Consider the following 22,855-nt stretch of genomic DNA (forward strand, 5'->3'; position numbering starts at 1 on the left):
TCGCTTTAAATCATTAGAAAGTTAGTTCTACTCCAAAAGTGTATGTTTTCCCGATAGGTAATTCCCAGCCTCTTGTTCCATAATTATTAACTTCAGGATCGGCAATTTTATACTTCGAGAAAGTCAACAGATTTGTTCCGTTCACATAAATCCGGGCATTAGCTATACCTATTTTGTTAGTTAGTTGTGTAGGGATACGATAAGCCAAATTAATATTTTTGAGTCTTAAAAAACTTGCACTGTGCATTTGCCTACTGCTATATTGAATCGCATCGGTCAAATCTACCCCTTCAATTTTGGGCAGCGTACCATTGGTATGGCTCGGTGTCCAACGATTTTCCTGGTAATATTCGGCACGAATACGTTCCCAATAATAGCCGTCGTCGGCCACATCTTTAAAGGCACCGTCATACAAATAACCACCCAGTTTATAAATAAAACCGAGACCAAGGGATATACCTTTATATTCCACATTGGTATTTAATCCACCGTACACCTTTGGTAATGCCGAACCCAGTATGGTATAATACGCATTAGAATAGTCGTAAGTAGCGGGACGGCCATTATAGATAAAATCACCAACCGTCGGATCGTCTGGATCATTTACATACCAAACTTGTCGGCCATTTTCCGGATTTACGCCAGCCGATTCATAACCATAAAAACTATATGTTGATTCTCCTTCCCGGTAAATATATTGAGCCCGATCATCACCTCCAGTGGGATCTTTCCAGATGATATCTTGTACTTTTTCTTCCCCTGGGTTTTTATACAGTTTTGTTACCTTTGACTGAATAAAGGAAGCATTAACACCAGCATTCCAACGCCAGTCGCCCGACCGAATAATATCATAACCTAGGTCTATTTCAAAACCACGGTTATTTATCTCTCCAACATTCTTTAATATTGACCCAAAGCCGGTGACCATAGAAGTACGGACGTCTTGTAGGAGATCTTTTGAATTACGATTAAAATATTCGACTGTACCGTATAGCCGTTGGTCGAATAAGCCAAATTCAACAGCTAAGTTAGTTGTGTAATTACTCTCCCAAGTCAGGTCTGGATTGCCTGCCTGTATAATTGCACCACCAGATTGTTCCATATATTTACCACCGGTCTGTTCGTCGAAGTTAGCTGCATAACCGGTCAACGTACGCCAACCATAATTATCAATGGGAAATGTTCCATTGACGCCGTAAGAAGCCCTTACCCGCAGATTACTTAGGGCGGTCATGTCTTTCATAAATGCCTCTTCGCTAATGCGCCAAGAGCCCGCTACGGACCAAAAATTACCCCAACGGTTGTTAGGGGCTAATTTAGAAGAACCATCTCTACGAAAAGAAGCCGACAGGTAATAACGTTGATTATAATTATATTCAACCCGTGACAGAATAGATTGCATGTTATTTCCCCATCTATAGGCGCTAGCGTTTGTTTCACCGGCAGTAGCCACCGTGTGCAAAGAGCTAGCAGGAAGGTCAATACCCGATGCCCGCATAAAATCCGTTTGGTTTTTTTCTGCTTCAAAACCAACTAGTAAACCCAGTGAATGCAAACCGAAAGTTTTATCATAATTGATTGTTGTGGAAGAGACTAATTTTTTGACATTGGTATTCATTTCATCAACTGATCCGTTAGAAGTGGAGCCTTCAAAATGGTTGGCACTGTAATAGAGATGCTCTTTAATATCCGTATTATCATATGAAAAAACTGATTTCACATTCAATTCTGGAAGAATATGTATCGTCACCGTTTCATTGGCAGAAATACGGGTGGTATTGGCTCCGTTCTCCCATTCCTTATTGTAATATTCTGCGTTATACGCGTAACTTCCGTAACGATCAGTCCAAGGTTCCCCTGTCTTATAATCGGTAGGCCAGTATAATGGCCACAACAAGTTCCGAGCTTCAAAGAAATAATTACTGGACGTATTCCGTGTATCATTAAAACCGGTTGTTTTATCGTGAGATATGCCCACATTGGACAAAAAATCGACATATTTACCGACCTTTTGGGATAAATTAACCCGACCTGTGATTCGATCCAGATTATTTATCGCTATCCTGCTCTGATCTTTAGTATACGAGAGGGACGAGTAATATTTGGTGGCGCTATTTCCACCACTTACTGACAAATCATTTGTTTGGTACACCGCTGTCCGAAATAAAACTTTATCCCAATCAAAATAATTGCCTTCCCTATTCACCAATCCGTCCGTCATACCCTTGATTTGAACGTTTTCATAAAGACCGGTACCATTCGTTTCAAAATAATAACCATGTTGATTAAAACGGTCGTCTAACATACCCAATGCTACGCCATTTGCCTCAGCTTCGCTATCGCCATTCGCCGTGCGATAATCATAGAATACTTGATACAGCATATTCACTTGATCTTGAAGGCTCGCTACCTCGTAATTATCCGTGGCAAAACTAGGTGTTATTGCTACCGATGATTTTAGGTTGATGAGTGGTTTTCCTTCCTGTCCTCGCTTGGTATTGATGACAATCACACCATTTGCTGCTCGAGAGCCGTATAAAGCAGAAGCCGCCGCATCTTTCAAAATGGTAATCGATTCAATATCAGCTGGATTAATGGAATTCATCACGTTATTGGAATTATATAGGTAACCGCCCATTTGTCCGAGATCGCCTGACACCATAGGTACTCCATCAATGACATATAATGGTTCGTTAGATGCATTCATCGATCCAACCCCACGGATACGTACACTAGGAGCCGATCCTGCTTGTCCGGATGAATTGGTTACCTGTATACCTGGAGCTTTACCATTTAATGCATTTTGAAAACTGGTAACAGGAGGATCTTTAATTTCATCGTTTCTGATTACTGCAGCTGAACCCGTATAGGTGCCTTTTTTAGCAGTGCCATAAGCGACCACCATGACTTCATCTAAAGACTGATTATCTGGTTCGAGTACAACATCAACCGTTGTTTTTCCGGAAATAGGGATTTCGACGGACTTATAGCCTACTGATGAGCAGATAAGCACTGCATTCGCGGGTACTTGTTCTAATACATACGTTCCGTCATTTCGAGAGGCTGTTCCCTGGCTAGTACCTTTCACTTTGATACTAGCTATAACAGCAGTACCATCTTTTGTTTTAACAGTACCCGTCACCCTCCGCTGTGACTGTGCATAAGCCACTACACTGAGTAGCATACCGCACAAGATGAGTAGCGATTTCTTCATGGTAATTGATTGTTTGATTTTGATTATGATGGATTGTTTTTGTTTTGGTCATGCCAATTTAATGACGCCTATTCCTGGTTCTTGAGGTAAACTTACTTTTCCATCGATTACCTGCATCCCCTTATATACATCGTTACCAATCAATAAGGCACCATCCAAATCTGCCCAATCAACTATCGGTGCCAATTGTGAAGCGGCCGAAATGGCACAGGAGGTTTCCGTCATACAGCCCAACATCACTTTCATGTTCAGCGCTCGAGCTAATTCTGCCATTTTATGTGCTTCGCGCATTCCTGTGCATTTCATTAATTTAATATTGATACCACTATAAACGCCGTGTGCATTTGGAATATCGGTCAATCGCTGGACCGCTTCATCTCCTATTGTTGGAATCGGACTCCGTTCCGTAAGCCAAGCGTTATCATCTACCTGCTCTTTAGGCATCGCTTGTTCTAAAAATACAACCCCTCGTTCTGCTAACCAGTGTGCCATTTCCAAGGCAAATTCTTTCTTTTTCCACCCTTGATTGATATCTACGCAAAGCGGTTTGTCAGTAACTTCACGAATGGTCTCAATCATCATTTTATCGCTATCCAGTCCTAATTTTACCTTCAGTATTTTATACGGTTCTGCTTCCTGTACTTTTTGCCTCACTACGTCAGCTTTATCAATGCCAATGGTATAAGAAGTATTGGGTGTGTGGGTAGCATTAAAACCCCATATTTTATACCAGGGTTGCTGCATAATCTTTCCCAAAAGGTCATGCAAGGCGATATCGACAGCGGCTTTCGCTGCCGTGTTCTTCGATGCAAGTCCATCAATATACTGTAATATATCGTCTACTTGAAAAGGATCAGTAAAATCCGATAAGTCTATTCGCTGTAAAAAAGAGAGGACAGATTGATGCGATTCACCGAGATAAGGTGGCATTGACGCTTCTCCATAACCTACCATACCATTAAATTCCAATTCGGTCAGCACCACCGGAGTAGTACTTCTTGAACCGGCGGCCAAGGTAAAAACGTGTTTTAATTCTAGCGTATAAGGCCTAAACCTTAATGTAAATGGTCCAAGTTTGCGCACATACGACGGTCCGCTAGCCAAAAGCTTTACGCCTGGAGTTAATGTCAATACGGCCGCTAATGTTCCCGTTTTTAAAAAATCTCTACGATTGATCATCCGTTATTTGTGTTGGATTATGTCATTCCACTTTTTTCAAACCAATTTCACCAATATGCCCAAGATATCTACGCGCAGCAACTACCGTTCGGGTTTGAAAGTCATCATAATTAGGTGCACTAGGTAGCATGCTATTAATACGAACTTTTCCTGCAGATTGAATAAATTGGCCATTACCCATATAAAGCGCCACGTGCGTAACGCGTGCTTGCGGACTTTTGTGTTTACCTGCAGCGAAGAAAAGCAGGTCACCCGCTTGTAAGTTCTTAAGCGCCTTGGCCGTGTCTAGTTTATTGTTGGTAAGAATTTCGATGGGTTCACCAACCAATACCTGCTGAGAGGCGTCCCGTGGAATAACAACACCATTCATTAGATAAGCCGTTTTAGTGAATCCGCTACAATCCACTCCCTTAATGGAGGTGCCGCCCCATAAATAGGGAACACCAATCATCCGCTTTGCGATGACGAACAAGTTTTCTGCAGTAAGATGTGTGTTGCTCTTCCATTGATCATAATCTTCAGTCTGTTCGTTAGAAACGTAAGCCACCCTCCCATCCGGGAAAACTACTTTTGAAAATAATTGGCCTTTTTCCAACACATTCAATATATTTCCCATAACCAAATCAGAAACCCGCATAGCGCTTCTATCCGGAGCTTCGTAGGCATGTCCGTAATCGTCGGTAAAGATGATTCGCTTTCCTTGCCCCCATTCTCGTATTTCGGCTCGGCTTTTCAAACTGACAGCCGCGGCATCCAACCAGCTGATGTAACCATCGGGCGTACGGACCAAATAATACCCCTTCTGTTGTTTCAGCAAATCTACTGGCCAGCCCAAGAGAGCTTGCGTTACCATTTCTGCACTATTTCTGGGTTGTGAGCGGATATTTCCCACCGAAACCGTGACTAAACCATAAACCTTATCCCCCAAACTCTCATCAGGTAAACCACATATCTGCAATGGAGCTGATATTCCTTCTTTTTTATATTGGATAACGAAATCATGAGCTGCCTCTTTATTGGTATATTCCAAAATATAGCTCCCCAAAGAATCCATCGAAAGGTCAAATACAGACGTTCTTTTGTCCATATGGTAACTGTCTTTAATGCTTTCGGCTAAAAGCATTACTTTTTTGTAAGATGAAGAATCAATCTGCGAAAAAGCAAATGAATGGAAGGCAAAAACAGACAAAAAATGCACGAGTATTTTTTTCATAATGAAGGAGAAGCGCTAATTTTAATCTAAAGTATCTTTTATAAAGGGTAAAAGCAAAATATTTTTGCATTTTCAGACAATGAAACTGCAAAATAATGCAAACTATTTATTTTTAGTAGAAATCTTAGTTAAGCTAATGGGGTGATTAACGAACTGGCTTCATTTTTACCTTGTTTTATCCACCTTTAGTGAGAAGAGTTTTTTATGTTTGTACCTATTAGCAGAAAATAAAATGATCAATCGACGAACATTTATTCAAAAAGGAGTAATTGGAACAGCTTCTTTAGCCCTTTTGCCAAAACACTATCTTGATGCGGAAACCAAAAACGAAAACCAATCAACGAGTAAAGCCTTAGTTATATCTACCTGGGATTTTGGCATAGCAGCAAATTTAGCGGCTTGGGACATATTAAAGCGAAACGGCCGGGCTTTAGATGCGGTGGAAGCAGGTGTAAAAGTACCTGAAGCAGATTTGAAAAACACGACAGTGGGTAAAGGTGGTTACCCAGACCGAGATGGCCATGTCACCTTAGATGCCTGTATTATGGACGAAAACGGAAATTGTGGTTCTGTTTTAGCCTTAGAACATATTACCCACGCCGTTTCTGTAGCACGATTGGTTATGGAAAAAACACCGCACGTTATGCTTGCCGGTGAAGGAGCATTGCAATTTGCGTTAGAAAATGGATTTCAAAAAGAAAACTTGCTCACGGAAGAATCCGAGAGGGCTTGGAAGGAATGGTTAAAAAAAGCGGAGTATAGTCCTATTATGAACATTGAAAATCAACATTTTTCTCCAAACAAACTGCCGGGTAATCAATATAATCATGATACTATTGGTATGCTAGCCATCGATAGCCAGGGTAATCTGAGCGGCGCCTGTACAACGAGTGGAATGGCCTTTAAGATGCATGGACGCGTAGGAGACAGTCCGATTATTGGCGCTGGTTTATACGTGGATAATGAGGTAGGTGGTGCTACCTCTACTGGAGTTGGGGAAGAAGTAATCCGAACCGTTGGGAGTTTTTTAGTTGTCGAACTCATGCGTCAAGGTTATTCGCCGGAGGCAGCTTGTAAAGAGGCTGTACAACGAATTATTAAAAAGAAACCCGAGACAGCTAAGGAGATACAAGTTGGCTTTTTAGCCGTCAATAAAAAGGGCGAATATGGTGCTTATGCCTTACAGAAAGGTTTTTCTTTTGCGGTATGCAATGCTGAAAAACAAGATTTATTAATTAAAGGGAAAAGTATTTACTAGCTATTCGTTATTGGTTGCTCGCTATGCGGCAATTAACAATTAGTAACGAACAACTGTTAACAAACAACTAAAATGATACTTGAAATATGTGCCAATTCTTTAGCGTCAGCGTTAGCCGCAGAAGCGGGAGGTGCTAATCGGATAGAACTTTGCGAAAACTTAAATGAAGGTGGAACTACCCCTTCTTATGGCACTATTAAGAAAGTGAGGGAACGATTAAAAATAGAGGTATATGTACTAATTAGGCCGAGAGCAGGAGATTTCTATTACACGGATGACGAGTTTGAAATCATAAAGGAAGATATCCTGTTATGTAAACAAATAGGATGTGATGGTGTAGTGATTGGTTTATTAGACAACAATGGGCATGTAGACCGTAAGCGAACAAAGCAATTGGTAGCCTTAGCCGCTCCAATGGGTGTAACCTTTCATCGGGCGTTTGATTGCTCTACCGATGGCTTGCAAGCTTTAGAAGTCATTATCGATTGCGGATGCGAACGCATTCTCACGTCGGGCATGAAGAATACCGCTCCTGAAGGAGCTGATTTTCTAAAAAAACTGGTACAAACTGCTGGGAAACGTTTATCGATTATGCCGGGATCTGGCATAAACGAATATAATATACGTGAATTGCTAAAAACGGGGGCAACAGAATTCCATACGTCAGCAAAGGTACTTCTAAAAAGTAACATGAATTATCATAATCCAGCAATCTCCAACATGGGGGATTTGGTAGAAGTAAGTGATGAAGAAAAAATCCGGAGAATCGTTGAGGTATTGAAAAATTAGCCAATTAGCCAATTAGCTAATTGGCTAATTCTCATTACAGTTTACCGATTTCTTGTACTAAATCGATCAATTTATTGGAGTATCCCCATTCATTGTCATACCAAGATACTACTTTTACGAAGTTATCATTCAACGCAATACCTGCTTTAGCATCAAAAATAGATGTTCTGGCATCACCTTTGAAATCTTCGGAAACTACATCATCTTCTGTATAACCAAGGATACCTTTCAACTCACCTTCAGCAGCATCTTTGAACGCTTGTTTAATTTCCTCATAAGTAGCTGGTTTTTCCAAACGAACCGTTAAGTCAACTACGGAAACATCCGGTACAGGTACGCGGAAAGACATTCCGGTAAGCTTGCCTTTAATAGCAGGAATAACCAAACCAACAGCCTTAGCAGCACCAGTTGATGATGGGATGATGTTTTGATAAGCACCACGACCACCTCTCCAGTCTTTTACAGAAGGACCATCTACTGTTTTCTGTGTAGCGGTTACCGCATGTACAGTACTCATTAAACCTTCTATAATACCATATTTATCATTTAAAACCTTGACAATAGGTGCCAAACAATTGGTTGTACAAGATGCGTTTGAAACGATATGCTGATCCGCTTTTAATTCTTTATGATTAACCCCCATAACAAAAGTAGGTGTATCATCTTTCGCAGGTGCAGACATCACTACTTTTTTAGCACCAGCATCAATATGTTTTTGTGCCGTTTCTTGTGTAAGGAATAGGCCTGTAGATTCAACTACTACTTCCGCTCCCACTTCATTCCACTTTAAGTTAGCTGGATCTTTTTCTGCAGTTACACGGATTGTTTTTCCGTTTACCACTAAATTGCCGTCCTTGGCCTCTACTGTACCGTCAAACTTACCATGAGTCGAATCGTACTTCAGCATATAAGCCATGTATTCAGGGTCAACTAAATCGTTAATACCAACAACTTCTATACCTTCACGGTTTATCGCTGCCCTAAATGCAAGACGTCCGATACGTCCAAATCCATTGATTCCAATTTTCATTTTAACTAATTTTTATTTAAATAATAATTTAAAAGATTATGAATAGGCTCTTTAATCACAACGCCTACTTCCATTCCATAATGTTTCGCAGTTTGTCGCAACCATGTTTCATAACCGGCGGCCACACTTCCGGTAAAATTTATGCTGTTAAAATTATGTTTATTTCTTAAGGGTACAAAATAGGTTTCAAATAAACTATTAAAACCTTCCTGTACCATATTATGAACGAATTCATGATCTTTTTGTTCTGCAACAAAATCGGCAAAAGAACTCAAAAACAACGCCGCATTAGGATTTCGGTACACCTTATCCATGATCTGCTTACGGTCTAATGGGTAATATCCAACAAATTTATTCTCCAAATCAGCGGGTAATGTTTCTGACAGATAATTCCTTAATAAATATCTACCCATCCAGTTTGCAGAACCTTCATCGGCTAAAATGTAGCCCAGTCCATAATTTGTTTCTTCAATTTTCTTTCCATCATAAAATGCCGCATTGGATCCGCTACCCAAAATACCAACCAGTGACGGTTCATTCCCTCCTGTAGCAAGTGCAGCAGCCAGCATATCGTGCTCGATAAAAATCCTACTATATTTAAAAAAGCTTTTAAACGCGTGGTATACCGTTTGTTTACGCTCTTCGGACGAAGCACCAGCACCGAAAAAATATATTTTCTTTAGCTTTTCTGCATAATTGATCAAGCTATTATTCTTATTAAAAACCTGCGTAATATACCGTTCGTCATTATGGTATGGATTTATCCCCATAGTTTTAAAGCCAGCAACAATTTTATTCTTTTCTGCAAGCCTCCAATCCGCAAATCTTGATCCACTATATACTACAGCAATCATCGTTTCAATTAAATAGCCAATACGTTAGTCATTTCGATCATATCTTCAGCTAATTTGAATTCTTTGCTACGCAAAGCTTCTTCCAGTGGTGTTGTAACAATTTCGTTTCCTCTTAATCCGACCATAATCCGTGTTTCTCCTCTTAATAAGTTTTTAACAGCGGCAAAGCCTAAACGGCTGGCAAGAACTCGGTCAAAACTACTTGGCGAACCGCCCCGTTGCAAATGACCAAGAATCGTCACTTTTGCATCGTAAAAATCAAATTTTTCTTGTACCCTTTTAGCTACGTTATACGCTCCTCCATTTTTGTCACCTTCTGCAACAATAACGATGGTCGATGTCTTCTTATCTTTGGCTGCATTTTCTAATTTTGCAATTAATTCGTCTATTCCTGTTTCCTTCTCTGGTAATAAGATCGCCTCAGCCCCTCCAGCTATGCCACAATTTAAAGCAATACAACCAGAATCCCTTCCCATTACCTCAATAAAGAACAAACGATCATGGGAGGCAGCAGTATCTCTGATTTTATCTATTGCGTCGATTACAGTATTGTTAGCGGTATCGTAGCCCAATGTAAAATCCGAACCATATAAATCATTATCGATGGTTCCTGGTATACCGACTACCGGAATGTCAAATTCTCTGGAAAAGACTTCAGCACCAGTAAACGTACCATCTCCTCCAATGGCTACCAATGCATCGATCCCCTCTGCTTTTATATTATGATACGCCTTTTGACGTCCTTCTGGGCTTCTGAAGTCTAAACAACGTGCTGTTTTCAAAATTGTACCACCTAATTGAAGGATATTGCTTACTGACCGACTATTCATATCAATAATGTTTTTATCGATCATGCCTTGATAGCCATGCAAAATACCACTGACTTTTTTCCCTTCGTAAATGGCTGTTCTAACCACAGCACGAATACATGCGTTCATCCCTGGAGCATCTCCGCCCGAAGTAAATACGCCTATACGTTTGATTGAATTGTTCACTGTAAAATATCTATATAGGTTTCACTTGAATTATCTCTCGTTACCTCAAAGGTAATACATTTTAGCATTTATTCACTACGAATATAGGGTGTATTTCTTACACTATTGCTATTTAATTGTATTTTTTTATTTTATTAAATGCTATTTAGGCGTAAAAAACAAATTCTTTATGATTGAGTGCTAAAACCATTTACGTGATAAGAAGTTTTGCTTTTATTGTTTTCTTCCATAATTTTGAAGATATTCGTCATGACCGCATAAATTAGGTAACACCAAACCCTAAATCTTCATGCGAATTGGCTTTATATAGTAATTGAGTTTTAACATCATTAAAGGATAGGAATTTTGCAATCAAACTTACCACATTTACAATCTATATTTACAGCAGACTGTGTAATCTTTGGCTTCAACGAAGGCGAACTCAAAGTATTATTAATTGAACGGAATGAATATCCTTTTAAAGACTGGTGGGGTCTTCCAGGATTCTTTGTCGAGCATAATGAAACGATCGATGATGCGGTAAAACGCATTCTGTTGGAATATACGGGATTAAAGGGCATTTACATGGAGCAACTTTATACCTTTGGGGATCTTCAACGACATCCACAAGGAAGGATTATTACAGTAGCTTATTATGCCATGTTACGATTGGAATCGGCAAATATTAATTTAAAGCCGTTATCCACTTATGTTAGAAAAGCGCAATGGCACCCGTTAAATAATCTTCCTGAACTGGCTTTTGACCACAAAAACATTATTGATAAAAGCATCGATAAGATCAGGCGGAAAGTAAGCCACAGTCCAATTGCATTTGAATTATTGCCGGAGAAATTTACATTAACCCAATTACAGCAGCTTTACGAGGCCATTTGGGACAAAAAATTGGACAAACGGAATTTCAGAAAAAAGATGTTGAAATACAATGTATTAAAAGAGTTAGACGAAAAGCAAAAAGGAGTATCTTATCGTGCAGCAAAATTGTACAAATTCGACAAGAGGAAGTACAACAGAATTTTTAAGAATGAACTGAACTTTTCTAAGTAATTAGAACCTATCTTCTGAAAACACCTAATTTAAATCAAAAGAAACGAGCTAATACATTTGGTTTTAAGTGATTTACTTGTGATCTTGAAAATGGCCTTTCAAAATGCACATCGTGCTTAAAGGCGTGTCCAAAACACCCAATACCTTCCTATCGAGTGCACGCTGGGTGGCAATTTTTGGACACGCCTATTAAAAGCTTTACGCATTAATCCTTTCCTGATGAAATTTAACTAAATCATCTATGGGAGAACGTACTATGCGCCCAAATTCCATTGCGTACTCCTGGGCGGTTTCTTCTAGCACATTTCTAAAATTGTAAGCGACGGATCCGATACAATTAAACGAATATTTTTGGTAATCCGGATAGTGTGTAACCAAGTTTTTAAAAAAGTCTTCAAAAGAACTTTTCACCAAGCCTCTTGAATATTCTAAATTCACAGTGATATCATACACGAATTTGCTAAAACTTGCGCAAAAACGATTAGCTAGCGGTTTCGTATACACAGCATCCATCACATCATCAGGTGTTAACTTAAATGTTTCCCAAAAAACCTCGCGTACATCTTCAGGCATATATCCTCGCACATAATCTGTCAGTAATTTTTTTCCGATGTAACAGCCACTTCCCTCATCTCCTAAAATATAAGCCGCTGAATCAATATTTTTTACAATATCTTTTCCATCGTAAATACAGGTATTGGTTCCAGTACCCAAGATAGCTGCAAATCCTGCTTTATCCTTTAACAAAGCACGTGCGGCAGCTAATAAATCATGCCCAACAAACACTTCCGATTGATTGAAAACCTGTCTGATAGCCATAGCCACAATGGCAGCTTTTTCCTCATTATGAACTCCAGCTCCATAATAATTAACTTCTTTGACTTCACTGAAAGGCAAATCTTTTGGGAGTCCCTTTTTCAATGAGCTTACAATATAATCACTGGAAACAAAATAAGGATTATATCCTTCTGTGTTGAAGTAAATTTTTTTACCGGAGTCATTGATCAGGCACCAATTCGTTTTGGTCGAGCCGCCATCTGCAATAATGATCATGTTATTGGTTTTAGTTAATAGTGTTTAATATCAATTTATTTTTTTAGTCTTCCCTCTAAAATAAGGATTTATTTCAGTACTTCACTTCTAAAATGTTAAAAAGTGTGGCACAAAATACACGTTTCAAGATATTAATACAAATAATTGACTGAAAATTAATTAACAATTTCAATCCTCTTTTATAGAACAAGTTCAAAAACATGCTCATCAATAGCAAAAAGGCTGTTTTACGACTTTACCTTTTTGTTGATTGAATAGTGTACATATTACAATTAGTCAAATTCCATTTCGTTTCTTAGCGCTTGAAACGTAACTTTACACGAAATAGGCAAAAGCATGTTTACTGGAATCATTGAAACGTTAGGTACCGTAACGCATATAACACAAGAGCAAAGCAATATTCATTTCACAATAGCTTCTTCCATTTCCGATACATTAGCGATCGATCAAAGCGTAGCCCATAATGGCGTTTGTTTAACGGTAGTTGCGCTGGATCCCGGCCATCATACCGTTACTGCTATACAAGAAACCTTGCTAAAAAGTAATCTCGGTGAATTAAAAGTGGGTGACAAAGTGAATTTAGAACGGTGTACAATAGCTGGAGAACGATTGGATGGCCACATTGTTCAGGGACATGTAGATCAAGTAGCTGTATGCACTGATATAACAGACGAAAATGGCAGTTGGATATTCACTTTTCAATATGATTCCTCTCTTGGCAATATAACGGTTGAAAAGGGATCTATTGCCGTTAACGGCATCAGTTTAACCGTTGTAAATTCCGGCGCTGATCATTTTTCAGTAGCCATTATTCCTTATACGTATGAACACACTTCCCTTCATACCGTCAACGTAGGAAGCCATGTTAACTTGGAATTTGATATTATCGGAAAATACGTGGCTAAGCTAGTTGCCTTAAGAAGCTAGCGTATATAGCGGAATCTTTCCTGCTATTTTAGCTCTTCAAGCCTTTGTTTTACGTATTTTAGGTAAGGCGCATTATCCTTACTTGGTTTCATTTTCAGATAACGCTGGTAATATTGAATAGCTGTCTTTGTTCGCTTTAGCTTATGATCATAGAGTATACCAAGACTATAGTAGGTAATGGGCATCACTTGAAATTGCAAACTCTTGATATAGGCAGTTGCTGCACTTATATTTTGGCCTGTTTTTTCATATAAATCCGCCTTTTCAAAGTAGTAATTAGCCACGTTAGGAGAAATGGCGGCTTTAAGTGTCTTGTCAAAATAATGAATGGCTTCCTTATTTTGGCTTAGTTTTTTATAACTCATAGCAATATAATATAATTGCGCCTCCTTTAAACCGCCCTTTTCCTCTAGTTGTTGCAGCATATCAATACATTTATCATATTGGTTGTCATGATAATAAGCTTGTCCTAATAGATTCAATAGATCAGCAGATTGAATTCCAAGATCCAATAGTTGCTCGCCAATAGTAACGGTATTGCTGTACTGCTGTAAGCCAAAAGTCGCCTGCGCCTTTACACCGAGTAAAATGACATTTTCAGGGTCGTAAGTTAATGCCTTGGTTAAGATGGAATCTGCCGGCTGATAGCGTTCCAAAGTGATGTAAAAATTGCTTAGATCATAGACTACATCCATATCTTTAGGAGCTAAGCGATTAGCGGTTGAAAGATATTGATATACTTTATCCATGTCTCCCGCTTGCTGAGCAATACTTGCCAAAGCTTTATAACTGGCAAGATGTGTGCTATCCAATGTCAATATTCGGTTATAATATTCGCTCGATTGCTTCAACTGCCCTCGTTGGTAATTAATGGCAGCAAGGCTGGATAAAACGCTAAGATCATCCTCACGAATGGCAAGCAAGGCTTTATAATATTTTTCAGCGTTTACATAATTACCTGCCATTCGGTTACAATAAGCCAAGCCCTGTAATAAGCGCACATCATCCGTATTCTCTTGGTAAAAGTTTTCTAAATACGCTGCGGCCTGAGCATATTGCTGCGATTGATAAAGATTAATGAGCATTTCCTGATCGGGTTTCCCGTCTTGTGCATGTCCTAGCGATACCCGTAAAAAAGTAATGATGATAACGATGTAGATGCGTTGAATGTTCATAATGTATGCGTTAATGATTATTTTTTCAGTAACGCAAGTTAACTAAAAAAATAATCATTACAACTATTTAATTAGTTATAAGAAATGCAAAAGCATTCACTTCCTTATGAACAGGATAAGGGAAAAGACATATTTTCAAAAAATCATCTGATAAAGAACAGTTTAGGTGCGTCTCATTTTTAAAACGGAAATAGCCGCTAACAACATAAAGGCACCAGCCAAAACTAGCGCAAAAACAGTTTGACTGTCAAAAAAATATTTCACTATAAAACCACCAAAGAATCCATTAACTAGTTGCGGAAAGGTTATAAAAAAATTAAAAAGTCCCATGTAAACACCCATTTTCTTTCCCGGAAGATATACCGATAAAATCGCATAAGGCATGGCCAAAATACTTGCCCAGGCTATACCGATTCCCAGCATAGGAATAATCAAAAAATGCGCATTATGTATAAAATAAATGGAGATTAACGACAAGCCACCGCATAGTAGTGAAAATGCGTGCGTTCCTTCCTGCCCAAATCGTCGTGCCAGTTTGGGTAAAACAAGTGCGTATAATGCTGCGATTGCATTATATATTCCAAATAATACCCCTACCCAATTGCTGGCATTGGCAAATACTAGCGAACTTGTATCATTTGCCGCTGCACCATAAACATGTGTTGCAATAGCTGGTGTAGTGAACACCCACATGGAAAATAAGGCAAACCAAGAGAAAAATTGTACTACGCCTAACTGCCTCATTGCTTTTGGCATATTAATTAGATCGATAAAAATAGCTTTCAGTCCGGTGATGGATTCCTGTTCCAAAGGATCCGCTTCGAAAGCTGCTAATTCATTGGGTGTATACTCTCTTGTCTTAACAACCGTCCATAGTATCGTAATCACCAAAACAATTGCGCCAATATAGAATGAGAAGATTACGTTATCGGGCACTTGGCCTGTTGCTGCCGTCTTGGAAATATCGACAGATTCTGCCAATACATAAGGTAGCCATGATCCAATTACTGCACCCAAACCGATCAAAAATGTTTGTATGGAAAAACCTTTACTACGTTGTTCTTTAGGCAAATTATCCGCTACTAATGCTCTAAAAGGTTCCATCGTAACATTCATCGAGGCATCCATGATCATGAGCATCCCAGCCCCGATCACTAAAGGAGGCAAAAACCGCGTTAATGAGGCAACATTTGGCATTAGTATTAACGCGATAGCCGTTAAAATAGCACCGGCAAGGAAATATGGCCGCCGTCTACCTAGTTTAGTCCAAGTCCGATCACTGTAGTGCCCAATGATCGGTTGGATAATCATTCCGGTCAATGGAGCGGCGAGCCAAAATAGAGACAGCTCATCTACGTCGGCGCCAAAGGTTTGTAATATGCGGGAAGCGTTGCCATTTTGTAAGGCAAAACCCATTTGGATACCCAAGAATCCGATGCTCATATTAACGAGCTGTGCAGTACGTAACCGTGGCTTAGTTAGTTGATTTATCATTAATTGATCGCTATAGGAAATAAAAGTATGAATTTAGTAGCATTTTATAAACAATCTATACCTTAGAAAGCAATCCCACGATGACCGGACCTGATCCAAATAACCTGGGAAACCACGAAGAAAGGATTACGGTTGTAGAAGAACTACGTATCAAGACCTCGACGATGTACGAACAATTAATTCAGAAGACAACAGAACGATGTGCTTAGGTGTAAATGTTTGTTGCTTTTTTAGTGCATCGAATAGGACTCCGGCAGCTCTAAATCCCATTTCATAGGCCGGTTGCCGTACAGTGCTTAGTGCGGGATTCAACAAATCGGCAATATCGGAACAAGAAAAGCAGACCAATTTAAGGTCTTGTGGTATGGCTATGCCCTGATCATTGCAAAGCCTTAAGGCAGACATAGCCAAGCGTTCAACAGCGGCAAAAACGCCATCGGGTTTCAATGTTGAGAATGCCTGTTTTAAAATATTGTAAATCTCTTCTCTATTATTGGTACACTCAATGATTAAGGCTTCGTCTAGTGCAATCCCTGCATCGTTTAGTGCATCTGTATACCCTTGCATCCGTGTTTTGCCAATAGAAATATGTTTATTAATCACAAGATAGACAATACGTTTACAGCCACTGGTGATTAAATGTTTAGTTGCTTTGTAACTGCTTTTATAATCGTCACCCGTAACAATAGTGGCCTCTACGTCTTCGTAGAACCGATCAAAGAACACTAAAGGTACCTGATGTTCTTTCAATAAATTCAGATGGATATGATTTAGGCCCTCGCCAGAAGCAGACATGATTACTCCTTCTACTCTTCCGTTACACATCGATCGAATGTGAACGGCTTCTTGTTGAACATCATCTTCTGTCACATAAATTAGGGTGTGGTATCCATTTGATCTCGCTTGCTGTTCGATACCTTTTAGGGCTTGTGAAAAAAAATTATTACCAAATTCAGGAATAATAACGGCTATGGTTTTACTTTTAGAATCACGTAGGCTACTCGCATAAATATTGGGTGAATATCCTAACTCTTCGGCTACACGGAGTATCCTTTCTTTGGTGCTTGGATTAATATCGCTATTATTTCTAAACGCCCGAGATACTGTTGAAGTAGACAAGCCCAATTTAGCAGCTAGTTCTTTAATATTTACCTGTCCCATTCTCCCTTTTATCTAAAACAAAGTTAACATAAGCCAACACTCAAACAAATATTCTACAAACAAAGTTTAAAATTTATTTGTTCATAAAGAGTAAATAAAAATATGGATTTATGGACAAGTTAAAGAAGTTTGAATTGATGGAAAAAATTGTCCGTCAGCTAGAGGACTTAAAGAACAGTCAGCAGGCAATTTTGGAAAAGATTAGCAACATTGAAGTAGAAAATATTGAGGTAGAGGACAAAAATCTGGAAAATACATTACCAGAAATTCATCAACGTACTGCTGATAACTTAAGTGCGATAGAACGCTTGGTAGAAGAATTTGGCGCCAAAACGACTGACTTTGGTGAAAAAAACAATGTGGCCAGTTTACGGGAACAACAAGAACTCAATCGGTCAAAATAAAAGAGTTAATAAAAAAGAAGAGGGTGCCTCGAGCGAACAGTTTAATACTTTTGAGACACCCTCTTTTATTATTAACGGAACAGCTAATATCCCGGATTTTGTGTATAGTTAGGATTTCCCAACTGATTTAATGGAATCGGGAATAAAAGGTTTTTGGGATCAGAAGCTGGCTTTTCTTGCCATTCTTCCAAAAATTTCCCAAAGCGGATTAAATCGGTCCTTCTATGGCCTTCCCAGAAAAATTCCCGACCCAACTCATCTAATAAGCTTTGCTCATCGAGTTGTGCTAGTTTTGATGCACCTCTCTTCGTTCTTACCTGATTAACTAAGGTTAACGCTTCACCGGTTTGCCCCAAACGCAGTAATGCCTCTGCTTTCATCAACAGCACATCCGAATAGCGATAAAACACCCAATCATTATTAAGTAAACTCGTAGATCCATTGGCGTAGTCTATAGGGTATTTAATCACGCGGATACCCGCCACTTCCAAGTGATTCGGATCTCTTTCAATAATACTGACCTCTGGTGTAAATGCTAATGGGTTTCCCCTGCGATCTTTTAGATTTTCCCCTTTTTGATTTACTTGCTGACCAACCAAAAAACCAACCCTGACACCACTTATATTGGTTACACCTGCATATTCACCACCTCGGCGGACATCACTTTCCTCATATTTATTATAAAAATCCGACAATGTGCAGAAGCCATTATTACCTTTTGGATTTTGATTGTAATGCAAACCTGCTACCCACATATTCGTCATACCAGTTGCTGCATCCTCTCCACCCCTGTTTTCACCAGTAAATATATTCTCCGTTTCTGATTGCCCGTTATTGGGAGCAAAATTCAGGTAATAGTCATCTATTAGGCCATATTCACCACTATTGATGATTTCATCAGCTAAACGTACCACTTCTTGCATATCTTCATTAGCAAAAGTGGGTGATTGGCGATTTAAAAAGGCACCTCTATTTAAATAAATCTTCATTAAAAGCATCTTCGCTGCGTCAGGAGTAGCTCTATCAATTCTATCTGTTGGCAAATCTGACATGATCTCTTTAATTTCAGCAATTAAATAGTCTATTTCTTCCTGAGCATTTCTAACCCGCGGAGGTTGCGTTACATCTTCACCTGGATCCCGATAAGGAACCTGCCCCCAGCCATCTAGAATAGAAAATTCAACAAATGCTCTTAAAAACCGCGCTTGGGCCTCTTGAGAAGCATTTGGACTGTATTGCAGGACATCCGTTGCCGCATAACTTACCCCTAAAACATCTTTAAAGACACTATTGATGCGTGTATGGTCGGATTCCCAGCGATGCAAATGAAGCGCTCGCCAAGCACCATTATCATCCCAATCTCCACCCCTTGTCGGCACTATCGCTTCATCGGTAGGGAACTCCTCAAGAGCCCACCAACCGTATGGACCATAATAAGGGTTTCGCATAGATAAGTATGTTGCGTTTAACAAAGCGGGAACATTATCACTGTTAACGCCTCCAGACCCGGTTTGTCCATGAAGATTTTCCTCCAACTTTGTACATCCTGTAAATGCTAGTAATGCAAGTAAAAGGATTTTTATATAATTGTTACTCATGATACTTCCTCTAAATTTTATAGTGAAAAATTAACACCTAAGTTGAATGTTCTAGCGGTTGGATAGGTTACATTGTCTATACCTGCCGACGGAACATTATCCACAGCCTTATTTACATTTACTTCTGGGTCAAACCCTTTATACTTGGTAATTACAAATAAATTCTGGCCATTTACAAATACATTTAAGTTCTTAATAGAGTTGCCAATATCTCCTACGCTATAACTGACGGTTGCATTGGCCAATTTTAGATAGCTTCCCTTTTCAATATAGCGTGATGAAGCCGCAATTGGGTTAGAAGGCGATTCCAAAATACTAGAATTCATCAATTCAGTTGCTATATTTCGAGAACCTAGATTGGAAATAGGTAATACGGCATTTGCCGTGTTATTATAAATATCTTGTCCGAGCGAGCCATTAAAGTTTGCGGTGAACGAAAATTTTTTATAATCTAACCCGGTGCTTATGCCTAACAAAACCTTGGGGTTCGGATTACCCACCCTATAAAAAACAAAACCATCGTCTGTATACTTTGAAAAACCTTCATCGTCCAGACCTAGATATTCCCGTGTGACCATAGCATATAAAGGATAGTCGTTTTGAATAACTTCTACAGTCACATCACTCAATCCTTGTCCACTTAAACTACCTGTACGAATAATATTTGGTCCAAAATCTTGCACCTTATTATTAATAAACGTTGCATTTGCTCCCAAATCCCAGCGAAAATTATCATTTTCCACGATGACTCCATTCAAATTAAGCTCCAACCCCTTGTTGATCACTTTTCCTGGTAAGTTTAACCAGGTTACAGGAGCGTCTGGAGCTGCGGGTGGATAAGGTGACTGAGGGAAGAGTAAGTCCGTTGTTTTCTTATAAAAATAGTCAGCCGATCCAGTTAAACGCCCACCGAAAAAACCAAAATCCACTCCAGCATTTATTTGTTCATCAGCTTGCCATTTTAAGTTTATATTTTCGTTATTATATACGATAAGTTTCTGCTCTCCACCTTGGTACCCAAAATTATACCTTCGTTGTGAAGCCCCAGATGGGAATTCTTGATTACCTGTTTTACCCCAACCAGCTCTTAATTTTAGCTGACTCAACCAGGTAGCATCCGCTAAAAAGTCTTCGTTTTTCAGGTTCCATGCGGCGGCAAATGAGGGGAATGTACCATAGCGATTATTTTCCCCAAAACGTGTTGAACCATCAACACGAACGGTAGCTGTCAATAAATAGCGATCCTTAAAATTAAAGGTAGCCCGGCCGAAATACGATTGAAGCTGTGTCGTAGGATCATTAAAGGAGTTAAGTACGCGATTAGCTGGCGCCGTAGCTTGCATAACATCAGTATAATCTACCGGTAAATCGCCAAAACCTTTGGCATTCATATCACTTCCTCGATTGACATAGTCTGTATATTCGTATCCTATGACAGCATTCAAGTTAAGATCGTTCGCGATTTCTTTATTAAAAGAAAGTGTATGTGTTAGCTGCTTTGTAATCAGTTCATTATTTCCTATGCTTGCATAACCTCCCAAGAAGCCATTATCAGGATCTGCCAAGATACCGGATATATTGATGAAGCTTCTTGTGGACGAGCGCCGTTCTCCTCTACTATAGTTTACACTTAATAACATACGGTATTCCAACCAATCATTGAATTTATAGGAGGGGGACAAACTAGCTAGTACAGTTGTCACGTTAGCCCGGTCGTTATAGGCTTCAGACATCGCAAGTGGATTGATGATGTTGCCTTGTTCGATAACTAAACTACCGTCGGGGTTCCGCAAAGGTCTAGTAGGATTCCAAGCCAGTGCATGCGTTAATAAGCTGCCGTCGGCACCGGCATCGGTTACAATAGGTGCGATATGTTCATTATTCTGACTACTTATTAAGCTAACATCCAATCCTAATTTTTTACTTTTTAACATTTTGAAGTTACCATTAAAGGATCCCGTGTAACGCTTAAATCCAGTTTTCCGGACAATACCTTGCTGATCTTGATAACCGAAAGATGCCCGATATCTATTATCTTCGCTTCCCCCGCTCAAAGAAAGGCTATGATTATGGTTATAAGCAGTACGTAATATCGCGTCCAACGCATCCACGTTATCGCCGTAATCTCCTGTAGTCAGTCCATATTTATTTAAGGCATCTCGATATTGATTGCCATCCAAAATGTCAATTTTGCGCATCAAGTTACTAACACCAGCAGAAGAATTGATATCCACCTTTAAACCGCCTTCCTGCCCGCGTTTGGTTGTAATTAAAACAACACCATAAGCTGCTCTCGAACCATAAATAGCTGTCGCTGAAGCATCTTTTAAAACTTCCATGGACGCAATGTCCGAAGGGTTAATGAAACTTAAGGGATTTCCTGCTGGACTTGTCCCTATTCCGGTACCTTGACTTGGTCTTGCCGATCTTCCGTCTAAGGCTACTCCATCTACTACATATAACGGTTGACCAGTTCCTGTCACGGCCGAATTACCTCTAATCCGAACGGTTGTAGCTCCCCCCGGCTGTCCGCTATTATTAATCATTTGCACGCCCGAGACTTTCCCTTGAATTAGCTGATCAGCGGCAACTAACGGTCCTTTGTTAAAATCTTTAGCACCAACAGAAGCTACGGCGCCGGTCAAATCACTTTTCCGTTGTGTACCATAACCGACAACAACTACTTCGTCCAGCCCTTGAGCATCGGGTTGCATGTTAAACGTTATGGTTACTGATTGTCCTGTAACTGTAATTGTTTTCTCTTGTGGTAAATAGCCTATAAAGCTCGCAACCAAAGTATACTTTCCATTAGCAATATTTGCAATACTAAAAGATCCATCTTCATTTGTCCCCACCGCCTTATTCAATTCTTTTATCTGAATGGATGCGCCTGGAAGGGGTTGATTGGTTTCATCTAAAACTCGGCCCGTAATGTTAGCATTTTGAGCCACAGCATTGAATGATATAAACAATAAAATGAGGCTAACCAGAAAATTGGTAAAATAATTCTTCTTCATTCGTTTAGTTTTAAGGTTATAAATAGCTTAATGGTCAATTTAACAGACCATCTAAATTTAGCGTGTGCCAATAAAGGCGCTAAAAAAATAATTTTTAGGGGACGGTTTTTAAATGGTAATACATAGTTTATTATCAATTAGTTAAACTTGGCAGGAATACTCCTTATTAAGAAATTGGACTACCCCGCTTATATTGGTCTTAGGGAAGTATTTTCTTGGCCGAAAACGTTCCCGATAATCGTTGCAAAAATAGTAGTATTATTAAAAAATGCAAAAGATTTTTAAACTAGTTTATTAAATTCTAAGTAACCGGCGCACATTAGATATCTATTGATTTTGTTAAACTTTCAGTGTTGTCCGGTTAAATTTCGAAGCGGCAAAAAAAGGTTATTTGTTTTCTATTGCACGATGTTTTTCTGTTTAATGCCGATAGCATGGTCATGTCTGAAA

The 22,855-nt window shown here is 39.3% G+C and carries 17 protein-coding genes; 5 read left to right on the plus strand and 12 right to left on the minus strand.

What is annotated here, in order from left to right; all coding sequences use genetic code 11:
* Nucleotides 1-13 precede the first annotated feature (13 nt).
* Genes ABD930_RS11205 through ABD930_RS11215 form a run of 3 tightly spaced genes read right to left on the minus strand, consistent with a single transcriptional unit; the run spans nucleotide 14 to nucleotide 5,606 of the window.
* Nucleotides 14-3,214, minus strand: a complete 3,201-nt coding sequence (locus tag ABD930_RS11205; RefSeq protein WP_345231808.1) for a SusC/RagA family TonB-linked outer membrane protein — start codon at nucleotides 3,212-3,214, stop codon at nucleotides 14-16.
* Between the two features lie 48 nt (nucleotides 3,215-3,262).
* The gene (locus tag ABD930_RS11210) at nucleotides 3,263-4,393 is read right to left on the minus strand and encodes an enolase C-terminal domain-like protein (protein ID WP_345231809.1); all 1,131 of its coding nucleotides are present in this window, start codon (nucleotides 4,391-4,393) and stop codon (nucleotides 3,263-3,265) included.
* Between the two features lie 22 nt (nucleotides 4,394-4,415).
* On the minus strand, nucleotides 4,416-5,606 hold the full coding sequence (locus ABD930_RS11215; RefSeq protein WP_345231810.1) for a C40 family peptidase: 1,191 nt from the start codon (nucleotides 5,604-5,606) through the stop codon (nucleotides 4,416-4,418).
* 232 nt (nucleotides 5,607-5,838) lie between these two features.
* Between ABD930_RS11215 and ABD930_RS11220 the strand changes: the two genes are divergently transcribed.
* A complete protein-coding gene (locus ABD930_RS11220; protein ID WP_345231811.1) occupies nucleotides 5,839-6,864 on the plus strand; it encodes a glycosylasparaginase in 1,026 nt (341 codons plus the stop codon).
* A gap of 72 nt (nucleotides 6,865-6,936) precedes the next feature.
* Nucleotides 6,937-7,653 (plus strand): copper homeostasis protein CutC, encoded by a 717-nt coding sequence (locus ABD930_RS11225; protein WP_345231812.1) that lies wholly within the window; start codon nucleotides 6,937-6,939, stop codon nucleotides 7,651-7,653.
* A 34-nt stretch (nucleotides 7,654-7,687) separates the two neighbouring features.
* On the opposite strand, the gene gap is transcribed toward ABD930_RS11225, so the two are convergent.
* Genes gap through pfkA form a run of 3 tightly spaced genes read right to left on the minus strand, consistent with a single transcriptional unit; the run spans nucleotide 7,688 to nucleotide 10,532 of the window.
* A complete protein-coding gene (gap, locus tag ABD930_RS11230; protein WP_345231813.1) occupies nucleotides 7,688-8,683 on the minus strand; it encodes a type I glyceraldehyde-3-phosphate dehydrogenase in 996 nt (331 codons plus the stop codon).
* 5 nt (nucleotides 8,684-8,688) lie between these two features.
* The gene (locus ABD930_RS11235; protein ID WP_345231814.1) at nucleotides 8,689-9,537 is read right to left on the minus strand and encodes a hypothetical protein; all 849 of its coding nucleotides are present in this window, start codon (nucleotides 9,535-9,537) and stop codon (nucleotides 8,689-8,691) included.
* 8 nt (nucleotides 9,538-9,545) lie between these two features.
* Nucleotides 9,546-10,532: a 6-phosphofructokinase gene (gene pfkA, locus ABD930_RS11240; RefSeq protein ID WP_345231815.1), complete on the minus strand. Its 987-nt coding sequence runs from the start codon at nucleotides 10,530-10,532 to the stop codon at nucleotides 9,546-9,548.
* A gap of 345 nt (nucleotides 10,533-10,877) precedes the next feature.
* Between pfkA and ABD930_RS11245 the strand changes: the two genes are divergently transcribed.
* Nucleotides 10,878-11,576, plus strand: coding sequence for an NUDIX hydrolase (locus ABD930_RS11245; protein WP_345231816.1), 699 nt, complete (start codon nucleotides 10,878-10,880; stop codon nucleotides 11,574-11,576).
* Between the two features lie 198 nt (nucleotides 11,577-11,774).
* Here ABD930_RS11245 and ABD930_RS11250 read toward each other — a convergent pair whose 3' ends face one another.
* Nucleotides 11,775-12,629, minus strand: a complete 855-nt coding sequence (locus ABD930_RS11250) for an N-acetylglucosamine kinase (RefSeq protein ID WP_345231817.1) — start codon at nucleotides 12,627-12,629, stop codon at nucleotides 11,775-11,777.
* Nucleotides 12,630-12,965: 336 nt separating this feature from the next.
* On the opposite strand from ABD930_RS11250, the gene ABD930_RS11255 reads away from it, so the two are divergent.
* A complete protein-coding gene (locus ABD930_RS11255) occupies nucleotides 12,966-13,556 on the plus strand; it encodes a riboflavin synthase (RefSeq protein WP_345231818.1) in 591 nt (196 codons plus the stop codon).
* A 23-nt stretch (nucleotides 13,557-13,579) separates the two neighbouring features.
* On the opposite strand, the gene ABD930_RS11260 is transcribed toward ABD930_RS11255, so the two are convergent.
* From ABD930_RS11260 to ABD930_RS11270, 3 genes are all read right to left on the minus strand, one after another.
* Nucleotides 13,580-14,731: a tetratricopeptide repeat protein gene (locus ABD930_RS11260; protein ID WP_345231819.1), complete on the minus strand. Its 1,152-nt coding sequence runs from the start codon at nucleotides 14,729-14,731 to the stop codon at nucleotides 13,580-13,582.
* A gap of 162 nt (nucleotides 14,732-14,893) precedes the next feature.
* Nucleotides 14,894-16,225, minus strand: a complete 1,332-nt coding sequence (locus tag ABD930_RS11265) for an MFS transporter (RefSeq protein WP_345231820.1) — start codon at nucleotides 16,223-16,225, stop codon at nucleotides 14,894-14,896.
* A 150-nt stretch (nucleotides 16,226-16,375) separates the two neighbouring features.
* A complete protein-coding gene (locus ABD930_RS11270) occupies nucleotides 16,376-17,386 on the minus strand; it encodes a LacI family DNA-binding transcriptional regulator (protein WP_345231821.1) in 1,011 nt (336 codons plus the stop codon).
* Between the two features lie 110 nt (nucleotides 17,387-17,496).
* On the opposite strand from ABD930_RS11270, the gene ABD930_RS11275 reads away from it, so the two are divergent.
* Nucleotides 17,497-17,790 (plus strand): hypothetical protein, encoded by a 294-nt coding sequence (locus ABD930_RS11275; RefSeq protein ID WP_345231822.1) that lies wholly within the window; start codon nucleotides 17,497-17,499, stop codon nucleotides 17,788-17,790.
* Between the two features lie 83 nt (nucleotides 17,791-17,873).
* On the opposite strand, the gene ABD930_RS11280 is transcribed toward ABD930_RS11275, so the two are convergent.
* Both ABD930_RS11280 and ABD930_RS11285 read right to left on the minus strand, forming a co-directional pair.
* Nucleotides 17,874-19,388 carry a RagB/SusD family nutrient uptake outer membrane protein gene (locus ABD930_RS11280; protein WP_345231823.1) on the minus strand — a complete coding sequence of 505 codons (1,515 nt, stop codon included), beginning with the start codon at nucleotides 19,386-19,388 and terminating at the stop codon, nucleotides 17,874-17,876.
* A 17-nt stretch (nucleotides 19,389-19,405) separates the two neighbouring features.
* Nucleotides 19,406-22,405 (minus strand): SusC/RagA family TonB-linked outer membrane protein, encoded by a 3,000-nt coding sequence (locus tag ABD930_RS11285; RefSeq protein ID WP_345231824.1) that lies wholly within the window; start codon nucleotides 22,403-22,405, stop codon nucleotides 19,406-19,408.
* Between the last annotated feature and the right edge of the window lie 450 nt (nucleotides 22,406-22,855).

Source organism: Olivibacter ginsenosidimutans (assembly GCF_039542865.1).
Taxonomy (GTDB): Bacteria; Bacteroidota; Bacteroidia; order Sphingobacteriales; family Sphingobacteriaceae; genus Olivibacter; species Olivibacter ginsenosidimutans.